The organism is Marinobacterium sp. xm-m-383 (assembly GCF_013283255.1).
Lineage (GTDB): Bacteria > Pseudomonadota > Gammaproteobacteria > Pseudomonadales > Balneatricaceae > Marinobacterium_E.
Genome location: NZ_WBYT01000002.1, coordinates 286892 through 303345 on the forward strand (window position 1 = coordinate 286892; position 16454 = coordinate 303345).

General features: G+C 49.0%; 13 protein-coding genes. 10 read left to right on the forward strand and 3 right to left on the reverse strand.

All coding sequences use genetic code 11. From position 1 onward, the window contains the following. The first annotated feature begins 1 nt into the window (after position 1). A complete protein-coding gene (locus XMM383_RS05050; RefSeq protein ID WP_173494629.1) occupies positions 2 to 3082 on the forward strand; it encodes an efflux RND transporter permease subunit in 3081 nt (1026 codons plus the stop codon). A gap of 80 nt (positions 3083 to 3162) precedes the next feature. On the opposite strand, the gene XMM383_RS05055 is transcribed toward XMM383_RS05050, so the two are convergent. From XMM383_RS05055 to xylB, 3 genes are all read right to left on the reverse strand, one after another. Then, positions 3163 to 3891 (reverse strand): SDR family oxidoreductase, encoded by a 729-nt coding sequence (locus XMM383_RS05055; RefSeq protein WP_173481725.1) that lies wholly within the window; start codon positions 3889 to 3891, stop codon positions 3163 to 3165. Between the two features lie 42 nt (positions 3892 to 3933). After that, a complete protein-coding gene (locus XMM383_RS05060) occupies positions 3934 to 4986 on the reverse strand; it encodes an aldo/keto reductase (RefSeq protein ID WP_173482574.1) in 1053 nt (350 codons plus the stop codon). 66 nt (positions 4987 to 5052) lie between these two features. Next, entirely contained in the window at positions 5053 to 6507 is a 1455-nt protein-coding gene (xylB, locus tag XMM383_RS05065; RefSeq protein WP_173482573.1) for a xylulokinase, read from the reverse strand. A 272-nt stretch (positions 6508 to 6779) separates the two neighbouring features. On the opposite strand from xylB, the gene XMM383_RS05070 reads away from it, so the two are divergent. From XMM383_RS05070 to XMM383_RS05110, 9 genes are all read left to right on the forward strand, one after another. Beyond that, on the forward strand, positions 6780 to 8096 hold the full coding sequence (locus tag XMM383_RS05070; RefSeq protein ID WP_173482572.1) for a sugar ABC transporter substrate-binding protein: 1317 nt from the start codon (positions 6780 to 6782) through the stop codon (positions 8094 to 8096). Positions 8097 to 8197: 101 nt separating this feature from the next. After that, on the forward strand, positions 8198 to 9076 hold the full coding sequence (locus tag XMM383_RS05075; protein ID WP_173482571.1) for a carbohydrate ABC transporter permease: 879 nt from the start codon (positions 8198 to 8200) through the stop codon (positions 9074 to 9076). A 1-nt stretch (position 9077) separates the two neighbouring features. Then, positions 9078 to 9911 carry a carbohydrate ABC transporter permease gene (locus tag XMM383_RS05080; protein WP_173482570.1) on the forward strand — a complete coding sequence of 278 codons (834 nt, stop codon included), beginning with the start codon at positions 9078 to 9080 and terminating at the stop codon, positions 9909 to 9911. A gap of 19 nt (positions 9912 to 9930) precedes the next feature. After that, the gene (locus tag XMM383_RS05085) at positions 9931 to 10944 is read left to right on the forward strand and encodes an ABC transporter ATP-binding protein (protein WP_173482569.1); all 1014 of its coding nucleotides are present in this window, start codon (positions 9931 to 9933) and stop codon (positions 10942 to 10944) included. Between the two features lie 9 nt (positions 10945 to 10953). Further along, on the forward strand, positions 10954 to 12345 hold the full coding sequence (dalD, locus tag XMM383_RS05090) for a D-arabinitol 4-dehydrogenase (RefSeq protein WP_173482568.1): 1392 nt from the start codon (positions 10954 to 10956) through the stop codon (positions 12343 to 12345). 33 nt (positions 12346 to 12378) lie between these two features. Continuing rightward, on the forward strand, positions 12379 to 13302 hold the full coding sequence (locus XMM383_RS05095) for an AraC family transcriptional regulator (RefSeq protein WP_173482567.1): 924 nt from the start codon (positions 12379 to 12381) through the stop codon (positions 13300 to 13302). Between the two features lie 65 nt (positions 13303 to 13367). After that, a complete protein-coding gene (gene gmk / locus XMM383_RS05100) occupies positions 13368 to 13985 on the forward strand; it encodes a guanylate kinase (protein ID WP_173494630.1) in 618 nt (205 codons plus the stop codon). A gap of 65 nt (positions 13986 to 14050) precedes the next feature. After that, on the forward strand, positions 14051 to 14263 hold the full coding sequence (gene rpoZ / locus XMM383_RS05105) for a DNA-directed RNA polymerase subunit omega (protein ID WP_173481728.1): 213 nt from the start codon (positions 14051 to 14053) through the stop codon (positions 14261 to 14263). A gap of 63 nt (positions 14264 to 14326) precedes the next feature. Further along, entirely contained in the window at positions 14327 to 16453 is a 2127-nt protein-coding gene (locus XMM383_RS05110) for a bifunctional (p)ppGpp synthetase/guanosine-3',5'-bis(diphosphate) 3'-pyrophosphohydrolase (protein WP_173494631.1), read from the forward strand. Position 16454: the final 1 nt, after the last annotated feature.

The following is a 16454-nucleotide window of genomic DNA, read 5'->3' on the forward strand; positions in this document are numbered from 1 at the left end:
TATGTGGCAACGCTTCATTACTAACCATGTGCTAGCTAACCTGACCTTCTTGCTAGTACTGGCGGTCGGTCTGTTGAGTTATCAAGGACTGCCCCGTCAGCAAGATCCAACCATCAACTTCAACTGGATCATCGTCACCACACCGCTACCGGGTGCTACGGCACTTGATGTCGAGAGTAAGGTGACGGATCCGCTTGAAGATGCGTTACGTTCACTGGCCGATGTAAAGTTTGTTTCGAGTAATTCACGCGAAGGGATCTCTAGCATCCTAGTGCGCTTTGAGGACATCGATGATCGTACCTTCGATAAACGCTTAGCCGATCTGCGTCGTGAAATACAAAACACTGAATCTGAACTGCCGGATGCTGCGTTAGATTCACTGATTCTGGAGATCACCAGCTCCAATGCCTTCCCTGCCGCAACGGTGGCGGTGACCAGCTTGGCGGATGACGAGAACCTGCGTCTGCAAGCGACTCGTATCGACAAAGATCTGTCCCAGCTTAAAGGCGTTTCTCGCATCGACCCTGTGGCACTGCCTGACCCAGAACTGCAGGTCAATCTGGATGTCTCTGAACTGGAAGCCCTAGGCATTACCCCACAACAGGTTGCCAACACCGTTACTGCCTTCTTCCAAGATGAGGCGGCTGGTAACTTGGTACAAGGCGATCGTAACTGGTTGGTGCGTGTTGTCGGTACGGCCGCTGACCCAAGCTATCTGGCCAATCGACCGGTATTGGGGGCATCGGGAGAAGTGCCACTGTCACGTGTCGCCAGTGTCGAGCGCGCTCGTGAAGATTCTAGTTTCTTAGTACGTGTCGATGATAAACCGGCTGTGCTGTTGGCGGTAATGAAGAAAGAGGGTGCCAACACCCTGGAATTGGTTGAGCGTGTTCAGACCTACATGGATGAGCGAAATGCTCTATCGGTTGAGACCGGTGTCGAGATGGTCTTGATTGATGATCAGACCATTGCGACGCGCAAGTCGATCCAAATCATGGAGAACAATGCACTGATCGGTCTGATCCTGGTGTTGGTTGTGGCTTGGCTCTTCTTAGGTACACGCATCGCACTGCTCACAGCGATCGGCATCCCCTTTATTTTGGCAGCCACCTTCTGGGTACTGGCGGGACTGGGCGAAACGTTGAACGTCACCGTGCTGTTGGGTGTGGTGATTGTATTGGGTATGTTGGTTGATGACGCCGTCGTTGTGGTCGAATCGATCTACTATCGGCTACAGCGAGGATTTACTGGGATTGCCGCCGTTCAGGGTTCGTTGAAAGAGGTAGCGGCTCCCGTCACAGCGGCGGTACTGACCACCATCGCCGCTTTTTTACCGCTGATGCTACTGCCCGGTATTTTGGGCAAGTTCATGAAGGTTATTCCTATGGTGGTGTCGATCGCCCTAGCGATCAGTCTGATTGAAGCCTTTTGGATGCTGCCTGCCCACATTTTGGCGGCTAAGGTTGGGTTTGATAAACCGAGTCGAATTCAGCGTCTGCGTGAAACCATGACCCACCGCGTGCAGATCACCTATGTTCGTCTGTTGATCAAAGCGCTGCGCCGTCCGGTTCTCTCACTGATTGTCGCCGTATTGCCACTGATAGGCGCGGTCGGTGCCCTAGGCAACGGCTACATTAAGATGGATTTCTTTGCGGCCGATCCTGTCCGCCTATTCTATGTGAACGTTGAAATGCCGGCAGCGACGCCTGTCGCGAAAACGATGGAGGTGGTCTCACGTGTGGAAGAGCGTGTCCGTCAAAATGTGCGTGACGGGGAAGTGCGCGCCATCGCAAGCTATGCCGGTCAGATGTTTACCGAGACAGAGCCGCGTATTGGCGAGCAGTACGGCCAGATTCTTGTCGGTCTAAACCCTAAAACACCTGAACTGCGCACAGTTGAAGAGATGACCGATGCGGTGCGTGAAGATTTGGGTGACATTGCCGGTCCGATTCGCATCTCATTCTTGCGCCTATCGGGTGGTCCGCCTGCCTCTAAACCGATCTCGGTCAAGGTACGTGGTGATGATTACCAAGAGATTCGCGACGCTACCAACATTCTGATTGAAATTCTGAACAGTCACGAAGATTTCGTGGATGTTGAAGACGATGCGGCTCGTGGTCGTTATGAGTTGAGTCTGGAGTTAGACAGTGATGCGATCAATCGTACAGGTTTGAACCCTGCGGATGTTCGTCGCACCCTGCGCCTATTGGTCGACGGTGAAGTTGTCGCGAGTATGCGAGATGCCGGTGAACGCCTGGATGTTCGTGTTCGTGCTAATCCTGAGTCGCTACCCTCTCTTGAGCGTCTGCTTAGCTACCGTATTCCTGTTCCCGCGGGCGGTGCTATTCCTCTGTCGGAGTTGGTAATAGAGGAGCGTAAACAGTCGTTGGGTAACATTCGTCACTACAACTTCCGTCGTGCAATCACCTTAGAGGCTGACCTTCGCTCTGGCGGTATGGATACCGTACAAGCCAACGCCTTCTTGCTAGAGCGCTGGAAGGAGTACGAAGCGCAATATCCTGCCATCGATCTCGACTTCTCGGGTGAGTTGGATGATATCCAAGAGAGTATGGATTCGATTGCGATTCTCTTCTTGGTCGGCGTCGGCTTGATGTACCTAATATTGGGCACGCAGTTCCGCAGTTACTGGCAGCCATTAATGATCTTGGCGACAGTGCCACTGGCGTTTACCGGTGTTGTATTGGGCTTGATCGTGACGCAAAACCCGCTCAGTCTCTACACTATGTACGGTGTCGTGGCCTTAGCCGGTATTGCCGTGAATGCCGCGATCGTACTGATATCGGCCGCCAATGACCGAATTGGCAATGGCATGAGCCTGATGCATGCGACGCTTTATGCTTCGCGTCGACGGGTCATTCCGGTATTGATTACTACCCTGACCACCATGGCGGGTCTATTTTCGCTTGCAGCGGGTCTGGGTGGTAAGTCACTGATCTGGGGCCCAGTCGCCACCTCGATCGTATGGGGCTTGGGCTTCTCGTCTGTGCTAACGCTGTTTGTGATTCCGCTTCTTTATCGTCTGTCGATGCGAAGAGCGGTTAAGCGAATTTCTGAAAGCTGAAGTAGTTTTAACGCTAGCTCCAAGGTATGAAACCTGCCTTAGGAGCTAGCACTCGGTGCGAAGCGAAAATTACTCGCCCATCAGAGATCAAAATTCGTTGGAATGATGACCATGTCACGCACAGTCATATGACGTGGCCTAGTCAACATAAACAGCAACGCCTCTGCGATCTCTTCTGGCTCGATTAGGCTGCCATTGGCACGAGCCTCTTTTAATTTACCTTCCGGCCAGTCCGAGAGTAATCCCGTTGCCACAGGCCCAGGTGATACCGATCCAATACGAATGCCGTGCTTAAACATCTGACGTCGAGTCGTCTGAACAAAACAGTCGATCGCCCATTTTGATGAGGCATAAATAGGTTCCCATGGCGTCGGGTAGTGGGCTGCTAGCGAGCTGGTCACCAAAATGTCACCGGTCTCTCGCTCAATCATATGCGCTAACACAGCTTGTACGTTTTTCATCACCACATTGATATTTAAATTCAGCATTCGATCAATCTGGTCAGCGTCAGACTCCATGAGATCTCCGCCGACATAGAGCCCAGCGTTGGCGTGAAAGATATCCAGATGCCCAGTCATCTCCAGAATGCGTGGCACCATCTCTTTGCACTGTTCCGGATCGAGCAGGTCAATGACCAGTGGTAGAGCCTTATCCCCAAGACGACTGCAGATATCAGACAGCGCAGACTCGTTTCGATCGATAAAGATAACTGTGGCACCTTCATCCAGCATCGCTTTGGCACTGGCGAAACCAATGCCTGACGCAGAGCCTGTAACCGCGGCAATTTTGCCTTTTAATTGTTCGCTCATATCAATCTCTTATTTTGCATCGGCTATCAGGATAGCCGCCTCTTAAAAGGGTTGAGGGTAGCGCTTAAAGACAGCCGCTAACTCAGTTTGTAGCTCTTCAGACAGTAGCATATCAAAAGCGGCGATGTCCTCTTTTAGTTGATCCATTGAGGTCGCCCCAATAATGGTAGAGGTTACGCCATCAACCTGATCACACCATGCGAGTGCAAGCTGTGACGGGGTGTAACCAAACTGTTTGGCTAACTTGACGTACTCTGCAACAGCTTCATGAGCCTGGGGTGTATTCCGATGCAGGGCAGCGGGGTTTGAGATGCTCCAGCGGCTTCCTTTCGGCATTGCTCCATCAGCGTATTTGCCAGAGAGTAATCCTGATGCCAACGGTGACCAAGGAAGATAGGCGATCTCTTCGTGAACGCAGTTCTCGATCAAGTAGGGCCAATCTTTCGCATGCAACAGACTAAACTCATTCTGAATCGAGACCGGTTTGGGTAGGTCATGCTGTCGGCTCAGTTTTAGATAGGTGTTGATGCCCCAGGTAGTATCATCTGAGAGGCCGAAATGACGGATTTTTCCGTCACTTATGCATTGCGCTAAACCTTTAAGGATATCCAACATTTGAGCTTCATGTTCAGCCGCTTTAATGTCGCTAAACTTGAAGAAGTTCGGAGTATGCTTGCCAAAGTGAGGTGAAGTTCTGTTTGGCCAGTGTAGTTGATAGAGATCGATGTAGTCAGTCTGCAGGCGCTTCAATGAATTATCGACCGCCTCAATCACTGCCTTGCCTGTAATTGGGCCGCCGCTTCTTACCCAAGGTAACCCGATACCTGCGATTTTGGTGGCAATGATCATCTCGCTGCGACGGGATGGGTTTCGAGCAAGCCAGTTACCAATGATCTCTTCTGTTTTACCGTAGGTCTCTGCTGTTGGCGGCACTGCGTACATTTCGGCTGTATCAAAAAAGTTAATACCAACTGATAAGGCGTGTTCGATCTGTTCGTCGGCCTCCGCTTGGGTGTTCTGCTTACCCCAGGTCATTGTGCCCAAACAGATTCTTGAAACGCTTAATCCACTGGTTCCTAAACGGCTGAACTGCATGCTAACCCCTTCTAAGTTTTCGTTAATTCTAGATTGGTAAAGCCAAGCTTTACGCTAACATACTCTTTATAGATTCAGTGACTTAATTGCTGGGTAAAGAGAGCGGTAACGTTGATAGGCTGCTTCATATTGATTCAACAGAGTTGCATCTGGCTCAATGCGAGCTTCAATCTTAGGTTGAGTCAGTAGTGATTCAGGGCTAGCTTTCCGGTGAGCCAGCATTGCTAGACGTGCCGCACCGTAGGCGGCACCAAAATCCCCATCGGATGGAAGCAGCAGAGTTCTGTTCAGAATATTAGCCAGCGTCTGTAACCAAAACGTTGACCCTGAGCCGCCTCCTACCGCAATGATCTCGTTGACGCATGAGCCTGCAGCAATAAGAGCTTCAAGATTATCGCGAATAGCAAAAGCGACCCCTTCCATAACGGCTTGAGTCAGTAGCTTCTGGTCAGAACTGTGATCTAAGCCGATGAACATCCCCCTTACCTGCGCATCGTTATGGGGCGTTCGTTCACCCGAAAGATAGGGCAGAAAAGTGACGCTAGCAGGCCCCTTAGGCTCGGCCTCCAGTGCGGCATCAAGTTCTATTGCTGACTTGCCCGTTAGCCTGGCATACCAATTCAGTGCGTCGGTAGCAGAGAGTATGACCCCCATCTGGTGCCAAGTATTTGGGATGGCATGACAGAAGGCATGAACAGCGCTCTCTGGAAGTGGTTTAAAACCATTGGTCGCTGCAAATAGGACGCCGGAAGTGCCTAATGAGAGGAAGGCTTGGCCCTCATCAATAACGCCCATGCCGATAGCCGAAGCTGCGTTGTCACCTGCACCGCCGCCAATGATTACGTCGTTGCTCAAACCCCATCTGCTGGCTAACTCAGTACGTAACCTTCCTGCCGCTTCAGATCCCTCAACAAGACGAGGCATCTGATCAAGCGTCATTCCACTCAATGATAAAAGCTCTTCTGACCAACAGCGATTCTTAACATCTAGCCAGCTTGTTCCGGCCGCATCGGACATTTCAGAAATGTATTCGCCACTTAACCAATAGGCAATGTAGTCTTTGGGTAAAAGGACCTTGGCTACTTTGTTAAAAATCTCGGGTTCATTTTTTGCTACCCATACGAGTTTGGGTGCCGTAAAACCTGGGAAGACGATATTACCGGATATTGCTCGGAACTCCGGCATGGCATCTAGTTCAGCGGCCTCTTTGTAGCTGCGAGTGTCGTTCCAAAGAATAGATGGACGAAGTACTTCGCCCTCAGCATCCAGCAGTGTGGCACCGTGCATCTGGCCTGAAAATGATATAGCACGCGTTGCAGCAAGCTCTTCTGGGTGATGACTTTTCAGTTTAGTAATCGCTTCTTCACAGGCCGCAATCCAGTCGGCAGGGTCCTGTTCTGACCAACCCGGGTGAGGTCTTGAGACAGTGATCGAAGCAGTTTCGCTGCCCACAACCTGCTGTGAGTCATCCATTAACAGGGCTTTAACCCCAGAGGTTCCTAGGTCGAGTCCTAAATACATTTCAACTACCTACTATTTTTATTCCAAAAAATGCATTGGCTATATTCAACGTCGAAACTTTGCATTATTTGACGTATTTATAAACTATATTGCACTGGTTAACGCATATGCGAAATAGAATTGCAATAAAATACAATCATTGAGTTTTTTTGTATAAGTGTTTGAAAAAATCTAATGCTACTGTGTTGATCAGATGCTAAGGGTTATATTCGAATTTGCGAATAAAAGTACATTTAGTGTCAAAACAAGAAAAAAATCGACAGGAGTACGTCATGAAAGTAAAAATGCTCTCGGCTGCCGTTGCAGGTGCCGTAATGCTATCAACTCAAGCGTTCGCTGGATCACACGGCGGCACTGAGCTAGTAATCGCTACTGTAAACAACGGTCACATGATCGAGATGCAGAAGCTAACGCCTAAGTTCGAAGAAGAGACTGGTATCAAAGTTAAGTGGGTAACTCTTGAAGAGGGTGTTCTTCGTCAACGTGTTACGACTGACATCGCAACTAAAGGTGGTCAGTTCGATATCATGACTATTGGTATGTATGAAGCGCCTATCTGGGGTGAGAAAGGGTGGCTAGAGCCTCTAAATTTCTCTGCTGAGTACAACGTAGACGATATCCTACCAGCGATGCGCGGTGGTCTATCTCACGAAGGTAACCTATACGCTGCTCCGTTCTACGGTGAGTCGTCTATGGTTATGTACCGTAAAGACCTACTAGATAAAGCAGGTATCACTCTTCCATACAACCCAACTTGGGCAGATATGGAGCAGGCAATCGCTGCAATGCATGACCCAGAAAATGGTGTGTACGGTACTTGTCTTCGTGGTAAGCCAGGTTGGGGTGACAATGCTGCATTCATCACAACGATTGCTAACACTTTCGGTGCGCGTTGGTTTGATGAGAACTGGAAGCCACAGCTAGACTCTGCTGAGTGGAATGCTGCTATTAACTTCTATGTCGACCTAATGACTAAGTACGGCCCTCCAGGTTCAACAGCTAACAGCTTCAACGAAATCCTTGCTCTAATGAACGAAGGTAAGTGTGGCTCTTGGGTTGACGCAACAATCGCTGCATCTTTCGTATCTGATCCAGCCCAGTCAAAAGTAGCTGACTCAATTGCTTATGCACAGGCTCCAGTTCAGAAAACTAAACGTGGTGCAAACTGGCTATGGGCTTGGGCTCTAGGTATCCCAGCCTCTTCTGAGAAGAAAGATGCTGCAATGAAGTTCCTAGAGTGGTCTACATCTGCTGACTACATCAACCTAGTTGGTGAGACTAACGGTTGGGGCCGTGTTCCAACTGGTACTCGTGCATCGACTTACGCTAACGAGAAATTCCAGGCAGCTGCTAACTTCGCAAGCGCTGAGATGGATGCTATCAACAGCGCAAATCCATACGACTCTACCTTCGAGAAAACACCATACACAGGTGTTCAATTTGCTGCGATTCCTGAGTTCCAGGCTATCGGTACAGCGGCTGGTCAGCAGTTCGCTGCTGCTCTTGCAGGTGAGAAAAGTGTAGAAGAGGCGTTGGCTGCAGCACAGGCTTACGCTGACCGCGAAATGCGTAAAGCTCGCTACTACTAAGCAAGCTGTAATTTAGGGTTTCAGTATTCTTTTACCCTAAAAAGCCCCCAGCTAATCTTTAGCTGGGGGCACTTTTTCTGATCTATTTACGGTAATTTATTATGTCTTCGCAATCTCGAAGCAGTCGCTTAATGCCTCGGTTACTACTAAGTCCAGCTGTGATCACACTGTTGATCTGGATGGTCGTGCCACTGGCTTTGACGATCTATTTTTCGTCGATTTTCTATAACTTGATGCAACCAGATAGCACCGGTTTTGCTGGGTGGATGAACTACGAGTTCATGATCACCAACCCTGCATTCAGTGATGCCATTATCAATACCTTGGTTCTGCTTGCTTCGACAGTTGCTATTACTGTGATTGGTGGATTAGCGATAGCGCTTCTCATCAATGAAACATTCCCCGGGCGAGGTATTGTTCGTCTGCTACTTATTTCTCCGTTCTTTGTCATGCCAACCGTCAATGCACTTTTGTGGAAACACATGATGATGAACCCTATTTATGGTGTGTTGGCTCAAGTTTGGACATTTTTTGGGCTAACCCCGATCAACTGGCTTCAAGATCTGCCACTTTTTTCAGTCATCATAATGATCAGCTGGCAGTGGCTCCCTTTTGCCTGTTTGATTTTTATGACCTCACTGCAATCGATGGATCGCGAGCAGCTTGAAGCAGCTGAAATGGACGGTGCCAATTACTGGCAGAAATTCCGTTACATGTATCTACCTCACTTAGCTCGTCCGATCTCTGTTGTCATCATGATTGAAGTGATCTTCTTACTGTCTGTCTTTGCAGAGATCTTCACAACCACGAACGGTGGTCCAGGTACACAGAGTACCAACCTTGCTTACTTGATTTTCAATGAGGCTTTGCAGGCATTCGATATTGGTGTTGCATCAGCTGGCGCGGTCTTTGCCATCATCCTAGCGAATATCGTTGCGATCTTTTTGATCCGTATCATCGGCAAAAATCTGGAGAAGTAAGATGAGTACTAAAAAATCTAAATGGACTCCAGCCCTTATTGCTAGAACGGCAGCAGCTTGGGGTATTGCGTTGCTGCTCTTCTTTCCACTTATATTTATGGGCTTTACAGCGTTCAAAACAGAGCTGCAGGCTATCGCTGTTCCTAGTCTTTGGGCCTTTGAGCCGACACTGGAGAACTTCCATGTCGTTAACGAGCGCTCTGACTACGTCCAGTTTGCCTGGAACTCTGTGGTCACTTCGGTTGTTTCAACTGTCTTAGGTCTACTGATTGCTGCACCTGCTGCTTACAGTATGGCGTTTTCGCCTACCAAGGGCACTAATGGTCTGTTGTTGTGGATGCTATCAACTAAGTTTATGCCTGCAGTCGGTGCGTTGCTTCCGATCTATGTCATCTTCCAACAACTCGGTCTGTTAGATACCAAGACGGCTTTGGTCATCATCTTCACCATGATGAACCTGCCTATTATGGTTTGGATGCTCTACACCTACTTTAAAGATATTCCACACGAAATCTTAGAAGCTGCGCGTATGGACGGTGCTTCGGTTTGGCAGGAGTTTCGCCATGTGTTGCTTCCACTGGGTATTGGTGGTCTAGCCTCTACTGGCCTCTTATGTCTGGTACTGGCGTGGAATGAAGCATTTTGGGCGCTAAACCTCGGGGCAGCAGATGCTGGTACGTTGGCAACCATGATGGTCAGTTACTCAAGCCCTGAAGGCCTGTTTTGGGCGAAGCTCTCTGCAGCGTCCCTAATGGCTATTGCACCAATCGTTGTGATCGGTTGGTTCTCACAGAAACAGTTGGTTCAAGGCCTGACTTTCGGCGCCGTGAAGTAAGTATTTGGAGTTTTTACACATGTCATATTTAGAATTAAAAAACGTCGATAAGTACTACGGCGATGTACACGCGATCAAAGGGGTTAACCTTACCATCAACAAAGGCGAATTCATTGTATTCGTAGGTCCATCCGGTTGTGGTAAATCCACGCTGCTTCGCATGATTGCCGGTCTAGAAGAGATCAACGATGGCGATCTAGTGTTAGATGGCAATGAGATCACTCACCAGGCTCCATCTAAGCGTGATTTGGCGATGGTTTTCCAGTCATACGCTCTCTACCCACACATGACGGTTGAAGAGAATATGTCGTTCGCTCTGCGTATCAAAGGTGAAGAACAGTCGATTATTGATCAAAAGGTCGCTAAGGCTGCAGAGACGCTGAACCTAACGCCCTACTTGAAGCGCACTCCTAAGGAACTTTCAGGTGGTCAGCGTCAGCGTGTCGCGATCGGTCGTGCGATTGTTCGTTCGCCAAAAGTATTCCTGTTCGATGAGCCGCTATCAAACCTTGATGCTGCTCTTCGTGGTCAAACACGTGTAGAGATTGCAGAGCTACACCGTGATTTGAACGCGACTAGCATCTACGTAACACACGATCAGGTCGAAGCAATGACACTGGCTGATCGAGTGGTTGTCCTTCAGGGTGGTGTGATTGAGCAGGTCGGTACGCCGATGGAACTATACGAAGCACCTGCAAACAAGTTTGTTGCTCAATTTATTGGTCAGCCTCAGATGAACCTACTCTCTGCGAGTTACTTCAGCGGTATCTCTGCCGATGCGGTCGATGTGGGTGTGCGCCCAGAGCATTTCTCTATTGTGGATGCGGGACAAGGTGCTATTTCCGGTCAGGTTGAATTGATCGAAGCCCTGGGTAACGAAACACTGATTCATGTTTGCCTTGAAGGTAGTGGCGAGAAATTGATTGTTCGCCAGTATGAGCAGCCAAGCATCAAAGTTCGTGACTCTGTCTCAATCAATTACGACGCTTCTCACCTGCATCAATTTGATGCGAAGGGTGAGGCGATTCGCTGAGGTCTCGGTATGAGTAATACACAACCTAATATTAACCTGCATTTAGGCTTGGGCTCTTTTCATCGAGCCCACCAAGCGCTCTATTTGCAGTGGTTACATGATCTGGGTGATCAATCTTGGGTTCTAGCCGGGGGTAATATTCGTCCTGACATGGCCGATACGATTGCAGCCCTTCAAGCCTCGTCAGGTGCTTACACGCTTGAGACAGTGACGCCTCAGGGTGAGCGTGACTATAAGCGTATTGAGGCGATTAAACAGATCATTCCATTCGATGCTGAGCTCAATGGTCTGACAGAGGTCGCTGTGGATGAGAAGACAAAGATCATCTCATTTACCGTTACTGAAGCGGGATACTACCTAGACTCACAAGATCAGCTGGATCAAAGCTATGCAGACCTGGTCACTGACCTTAAAGGTGAGACAGTTGTTACGCTTTACGGCGCTTTGGCGCGTTTGTTAAAGGCTCGTTTAGCGGCGGGTGCAGGTCCTGTTACTCTAATGAACTGCGACAACCTTCGTTCGAATGGTGATCGCTTCATGAAAGGTTTCCTACAGTTTTTAGATCTGCGTAACGAGACAGAGCTAAAAGCTTGGGTCGAAAACAATACCTCAGCGCCCAATGCGATGGTGGATCGAATTACACCGCGCCCAACCGCTGATGTGGTAGAGCGTGTCAAAGCTGCGACGGGTATAGATGACAAATCTGCTCTGATGGGTGAGTCATTTATTCAATGGGTTATTGAAGATCACTTTATTGCAGGGCGTCCCGCTTGGGAAAAAGTCGGCGTAGAGATGGTTGAGGACGTAGGCCCCTACGAAGAGGCTAAAATACGCTGTCTAAACGCGACGCATAGCTGTATCGCTTGGGCGGGTACATTAGCCGGTATGGACTATATCCATGAAGGTACGCAGGATAAAGAGATCTGTCAGTTGGGTTATAATTATGTAACCGACAATGTCATTCCAGCGTTGCCAGACTGCCCGTTGGATTTGGCAAAATATCGTGATGTGGTGTTGGATAGATTCTCTAATCCGAACATTCAAGATACCAACGCACGAGTTGCCATGGACGGTTTTTCGAAGATCCCCGGTTTCATTCTGCCAACCATTCGAGATGGTTTAGAGCGTGGATTAGATCTAAAATCGGTCTCTATTCTTCCGGCTCTATTTTTAGCTTTCTTGATTCGTGAGCGTCGAGGGGATATCCCTTACACTTACGAAGATCAGCTAATGGATGCTGCAGTGGCTGACGCGATTGTTGGTGCAGAAGATCCGGTAAATGCTTTTGTTGCTGAGCGCCTGCTATTCAATGAGTTGGCAGGCAATGAGATTTTGTTGGCCGCAATGAGAAGCGCTTACCAACAGGTGAATGAATTTATTGAACGTCGGGAGGGGCGTTGATAATAAGCTGACGGAGTCAGCATCGAGGTGCATATGCAAACAAATGATTTGAAGGTCATTAGACCGCCAGAAAAAGAGAGTGATTTTCACCGTCATCCTGACCTCGGTTATGAGGAGCAGATTGATGAGGGCTTTATTCGCTTTTTGGAGCATGGTGCACCTCACCAGTTGATTCGTTGGCACTTTCATGAAGAGTATGAACTTCATTTGATCACCGAAACCAAGGGCAAAGTTTTTGTCGGTGATTACATTGGTCACTTCCAGCCGGGTCAGCTTGTCCTGACCGGGCCTCACCTGCCTCATAACTGGATCTCCACGGAATACCCTAACGGCCAAGATCATGTTGAAGTGCGTGACAAGGTATTGCAGTTCCGTCGCGAGCCTCTTGTGCGCAGTGCTGAATTGATTCCCGAAATGCGTTCTTTAATGAATTTCTTGGATCGTGCGGCTAACGGTGTCGAATTCTACGGTATCAGCGCTCAAGTTGAGGCGATGATGGATCGCATAAAAGTCAGCTCAGGTATGGATCGTCTGGCCAATTTCATTGAGTTAATGGCTGTTTTGGCTAAGCATGAAAACTACCGACTGCTCTCGTCTGTACAGTTGCAGAGTCGAGATGATCAACACCATCTCGATGAGATCAGTGAAATTGTTGGCTATGTCTCAGAGCACTACTCAACCAACTTCAACATGGCGGAAGTCGCTGAAAAGTTTGGTATGAGTGAGAGCCGATTCTCTCGCTATTTCCGTAAAGCTACAGGCAATACCTTTACTGACTTTGTCACGCGCATGCGTATCAACAAGGCCAGTCAGCTACTGCTCGATACGGATCAGTACATCTCTACTATCTGTTACAGCGTCGGCTTTAACAACGTCGCAAACTTTAACCGTAGGTTTATGGAAGTGCGCGGCATGACGCCGAGTGAATTCCGTAAAAACGGTAAGCTGCGTTACTGATCTATCCCTAAACAGACGCGCTGAGTTGTTATATTATTCGCGACTCAGTAATCAGGGTTTTTGTTATGCAAGCAGCTCAGGGCTTCCTCTACATCATTTCTGCACCCTCCGGTGCCGGTAAAACCAGTCTCGTTAAAGCACTGTTGGAGCGTGACGAGCGCATTCGTGTGTCGGTATCTCACACTACCCGTGCTGCTCGTCCTGGCGAGGAAGATGGTGTTGCCTACAACTTCGTTGATCTAACGGAATTTGATCGTCTGATCGAAGCGGGACAGTTTCTCGAGTACGCTGAAGTCTTCACCAATAAATACGGTACATCCAAAGGCTGGGTGGAGTCGCAACTGGCTCAGGGTATCGATGTGATTCTCGAGATCGACTGGCAGGGTGCTGAAATCGTTCGTCAAAAGATGCCCGAAGCGCGCTCTATATTCATTTTGCCCCCGAGTCGTGAGGAGCTTCTGCGTCGTTTGACCGGTCGCGGCACCGACAGCGACGAGGTGATTGCCGGTCGTATGGCGCAAGCTGAATCTGAGATGAGCCACTACGGCGACTTTGACTACTTGGTGATTAACGACCAATTCGACACTGCACTGGATCAATTGGCCGCAATATTTACCGCAAATCGTTTAGAAATGGTGGTTCAACAGCAGGCGCAGCAAAGTTTACTCGCTGAACTCTTGTAGAGAGCTGCCTAAACTCTGTACAATCGCCGGTTCGAATTTGTTACTACTCTTTAAAGAGGTTACTCATGGCACGTGTTACTGTAGAAGATTGCCTAGACAATCTTGATAACCGTTTTGAACTTGTAATGGTTGCGTCTAAACGTGCGCGTCAGATCGCTACTGGTGGTCAAGATCCTAAAGTTGAATGGGAAAATGACAAACCAACGGTTGTTGCTCTTCGTGAAATCGCTGAAGGTCATACAACTCGCGCTGTCCTTGACGAGCCAGTTCTAGACTAACTCTTCCAACTCTCTTCAAAGTGGGGCATCATCCTTATCATATTGTTTGTTAAGCGATAACTGATGCCCACTATAGACGCTCTATCTGAACGCCTTACCGAATATTTGGACTCCGATGAGATCCGAAAGGTAAGGCGTGCTTATTTTTACGCGGAACAGGCCCATGATGGTCAGCGTCGTAAAAGTGGTGAGCCCTACGTTACCCATCCCCTAGCCGTTGCCAGTGTTCTTGCTGAGATGCACATGGATCGCGACTGTCTAATAGCAGCCATGTTGCACGATGTCATCGAAGATACTGAGATCGATTTTGACGGTATCTCTGGCCAGTTTGGTGAAACCGTTGCACGAGTTGTTGATGGTGTCTCTAAACTGACGCATCTTGAGTTCGAGAGCAAAGCGGAAGCGCAGGCAGAAAACTTCCAGAAGATGGTCTTAGCGATGGCAGAAGATATTCGCGTCATCATCGTTAAGCTAGCGGATCGTCTTCACAATATGCGTAAGTTGGGTGCTATGCGCCCAGATAAACAGCGTCGTATCGCTAAAGAGACTCTGGATATCTACGCACCGATTGCAGCCCGTTTGGGTATGCGTGATGTTCAGGTAGAGCTAGAGGATTTAGCGTTTAAATCTTTCCACCCGATGCGTGCTAAGTACATTCGCCGTGCGGTGGTGCAAGCGCGGGGGCAGCGTAAAGATATTATCTCTGAGATTCAGGAGGCCATTAATCGCCGCTTGAAACAGGAGGAGTTAGTCGGTGAAGTGACCGGCCGTGAGAAACACCTCTACTCAATCTATCGCAAAATGAAGAGCGAAAATCGCAGTTTTGCCAGCATCATGGATGTGTTCGCTTTTCGTATTGTTACGACATCTGTTGATAACTGTTACCGAATTTTAGGCGCAGTACATAACCTGTTTAAACCCGTACCGGGGCGCTTCAAAGATTACATTGCTATCCCAAAAGCAAATGGCTACCAATCGCTGCATACCGATCTGTTTGGTGCACGCGATATTACTATTGAGGTACAGATCAGAACCCATGAGATGGATGCCGTCGCTGCGCAGGGTATTGCCGAACACAGCCACTACAAACAGAGTGGCGATGGCAGCAGTGCCGAAGGCTCTTACAACCGTGCGCGCAAATGGCTACAAGGCCTGCTTGAAATGCAGCAGGCTGCCGGTGACTCGATGGAGTTCATCGACAGCGTTAAGAAAGAGCTGTTCCCAGATGAGGTCTATGTCTTCACTCCGAAGGGACGCATTCTTGAGCTACCGAAAGGGGCAACCCCGGTCGACTTTGCTTATGCGGTTCATACCGACGTGGGTAACTCCTGTATCTCCTGTCGTGTTGATCGACATCTATCGCCGCTGTCAGAGCCGCTGAAAACCGGTCAGACCGTTGAGATCATCACAACCCCACGTGCCCAACCCAATATGGCTTGGCTCAACTTTGTTGTGACCGGTAAAGCAAGGACAGCGATTCGCCACTTCTTGAAGAACCAAAAACAGCATGAGTCGATCGAGTTGGGTCGTCGCCTGTTGAACCAGTACTTGGCTCAATATGAGATCAGTGATCAACAGCTTGATCAGAATAAGCTGGACAAGCTGTTACAAGATTTGAACTTCGAGACTCTCGATGATCTGTTAGAAGATATCGGATTGGGTAATCGAATGGCTTACGTCATCGCTCAGCGTCTACAACCGACGGATGGTGAATCTGACGAACCAGAATCACTTATTGGTACAGACGGTAAACCGATCTCGATTCGGGGTGCAGAAGGCATGGTCATGCACTTTGCTCGCTGTTGTTACCCCATTCCTGGCGACAATATTGTCGGTAATATCTCGGCAGGACGTGGCTTGGTGGTGCACCGCTCTGACTGTCGCAACCTCAACGGTAAGCGTGACGAGACCACCAATCGCAACATCTACATCGAGTGGGGCGAAACAGGTGAGGATGAGTACACCACCGTTTTAGAAGTTCAGGTTGAATCACAACGAGGCATCATCGCACAGCTGGCGATGGCGGTCTCTTCAGTAGGCGGGAACGTCAATCAGCTACTGTCAGGCGAGAAAGATGGTCAGATGAATGCCGTTACCATTGAACTGACAGTGACCAACCGTGTTCATCTGGCGCGGGTTATGAAAAAGCTGCGTGCTATTAAGCAAGTGACCCGAGTGAGTCGAATTTAGC

Coding starts and splice junctions, on each gene's coding strand:
- XMM383_RS05050 (WP_173494629.1), top strand. CDS start 2: ATGTGGCAACGCTTCATTACTAACCATGTGCTAGCTAACCTGACCTTC.
- XMM383_RS05055 (WP_173481725.1), bottom strand. CDS start 3,891: ATGAGCGAACAATTAAAAGGCAAAATTGCCGCGGTTACAGGCTCTGCG.
- XMM383_RS05060 (WP_173482574.1), bottom strand. CDS start 4,986: ATGCAGTTCAGCCGTTTAGGAACCAGTGGATTAAGCGTTTCAAGAATC.
- xylB (WP_173482573.1), bottom strand. CDS start 6,507: ATGTATTTAGGACTCGACCTAGGAACCTCTGGGGTTAAAGCCCTGTTA.
- XMM383_RS05070 (WP_173482572.1), top strand. CDS start 6,780: ATGAAAGTAAAAATGCTCTCGGCTGCCGTTGCAGGTGCCGTAATGCTA.
- XMM383_RS05075 (WP_173482571.1), top strand. CDS start 8,198: ATGTCTTCGCAATCTCGAAGCAGTCGCTTAATGCCTCGGTTACTACTA.
- XMM383_RS05080 (WP_173482570.1), top strand. CDS start 9,078: ATGAGTACTAAAAAATCTAAATGGACTCCAGCCCTTATTGCTAGAACG.
- XMM383_RS05085 (WP_173482569.1), top strand. CDS start 9,931: ATGTCATATTTAGAATTAAAAAACGTCGATAAGTACTACGGCGATGTA.
- dalD (WP_173482568.1), top strand. CDS start 10,954: ATGAGTAATACACAACCTAATATTAACCTGCATTTAGGCTTGGGCTCT.
- XMM383_RS05095 (WP_173482567.1), top strand. CDS start 12,379: ATGCAAACAAATGATTTGAAGGTCATTAGACCGCCAGAAAAAGAGAGT.
- gmk (WP_173494630.1), top strand. CDS start 13,368: ATGCAAGCAGCTCAGGGCTTCCTCTACATCATTTCTGCACCCTCCGGT.
- rpoZ (WP_173481728.1), top strand. CDS start 14,051: ATGGCACGTGTTACTGTAGAAGATTGCCTAGACAATCTTGATAACCGT.
- XMM383_RS05110 (WP_173494631.1), top strand. CDS start 14,327: ATGCCCACTATAGACGCTCTATCTGAACGCCTTACCGAATATTTGGAC.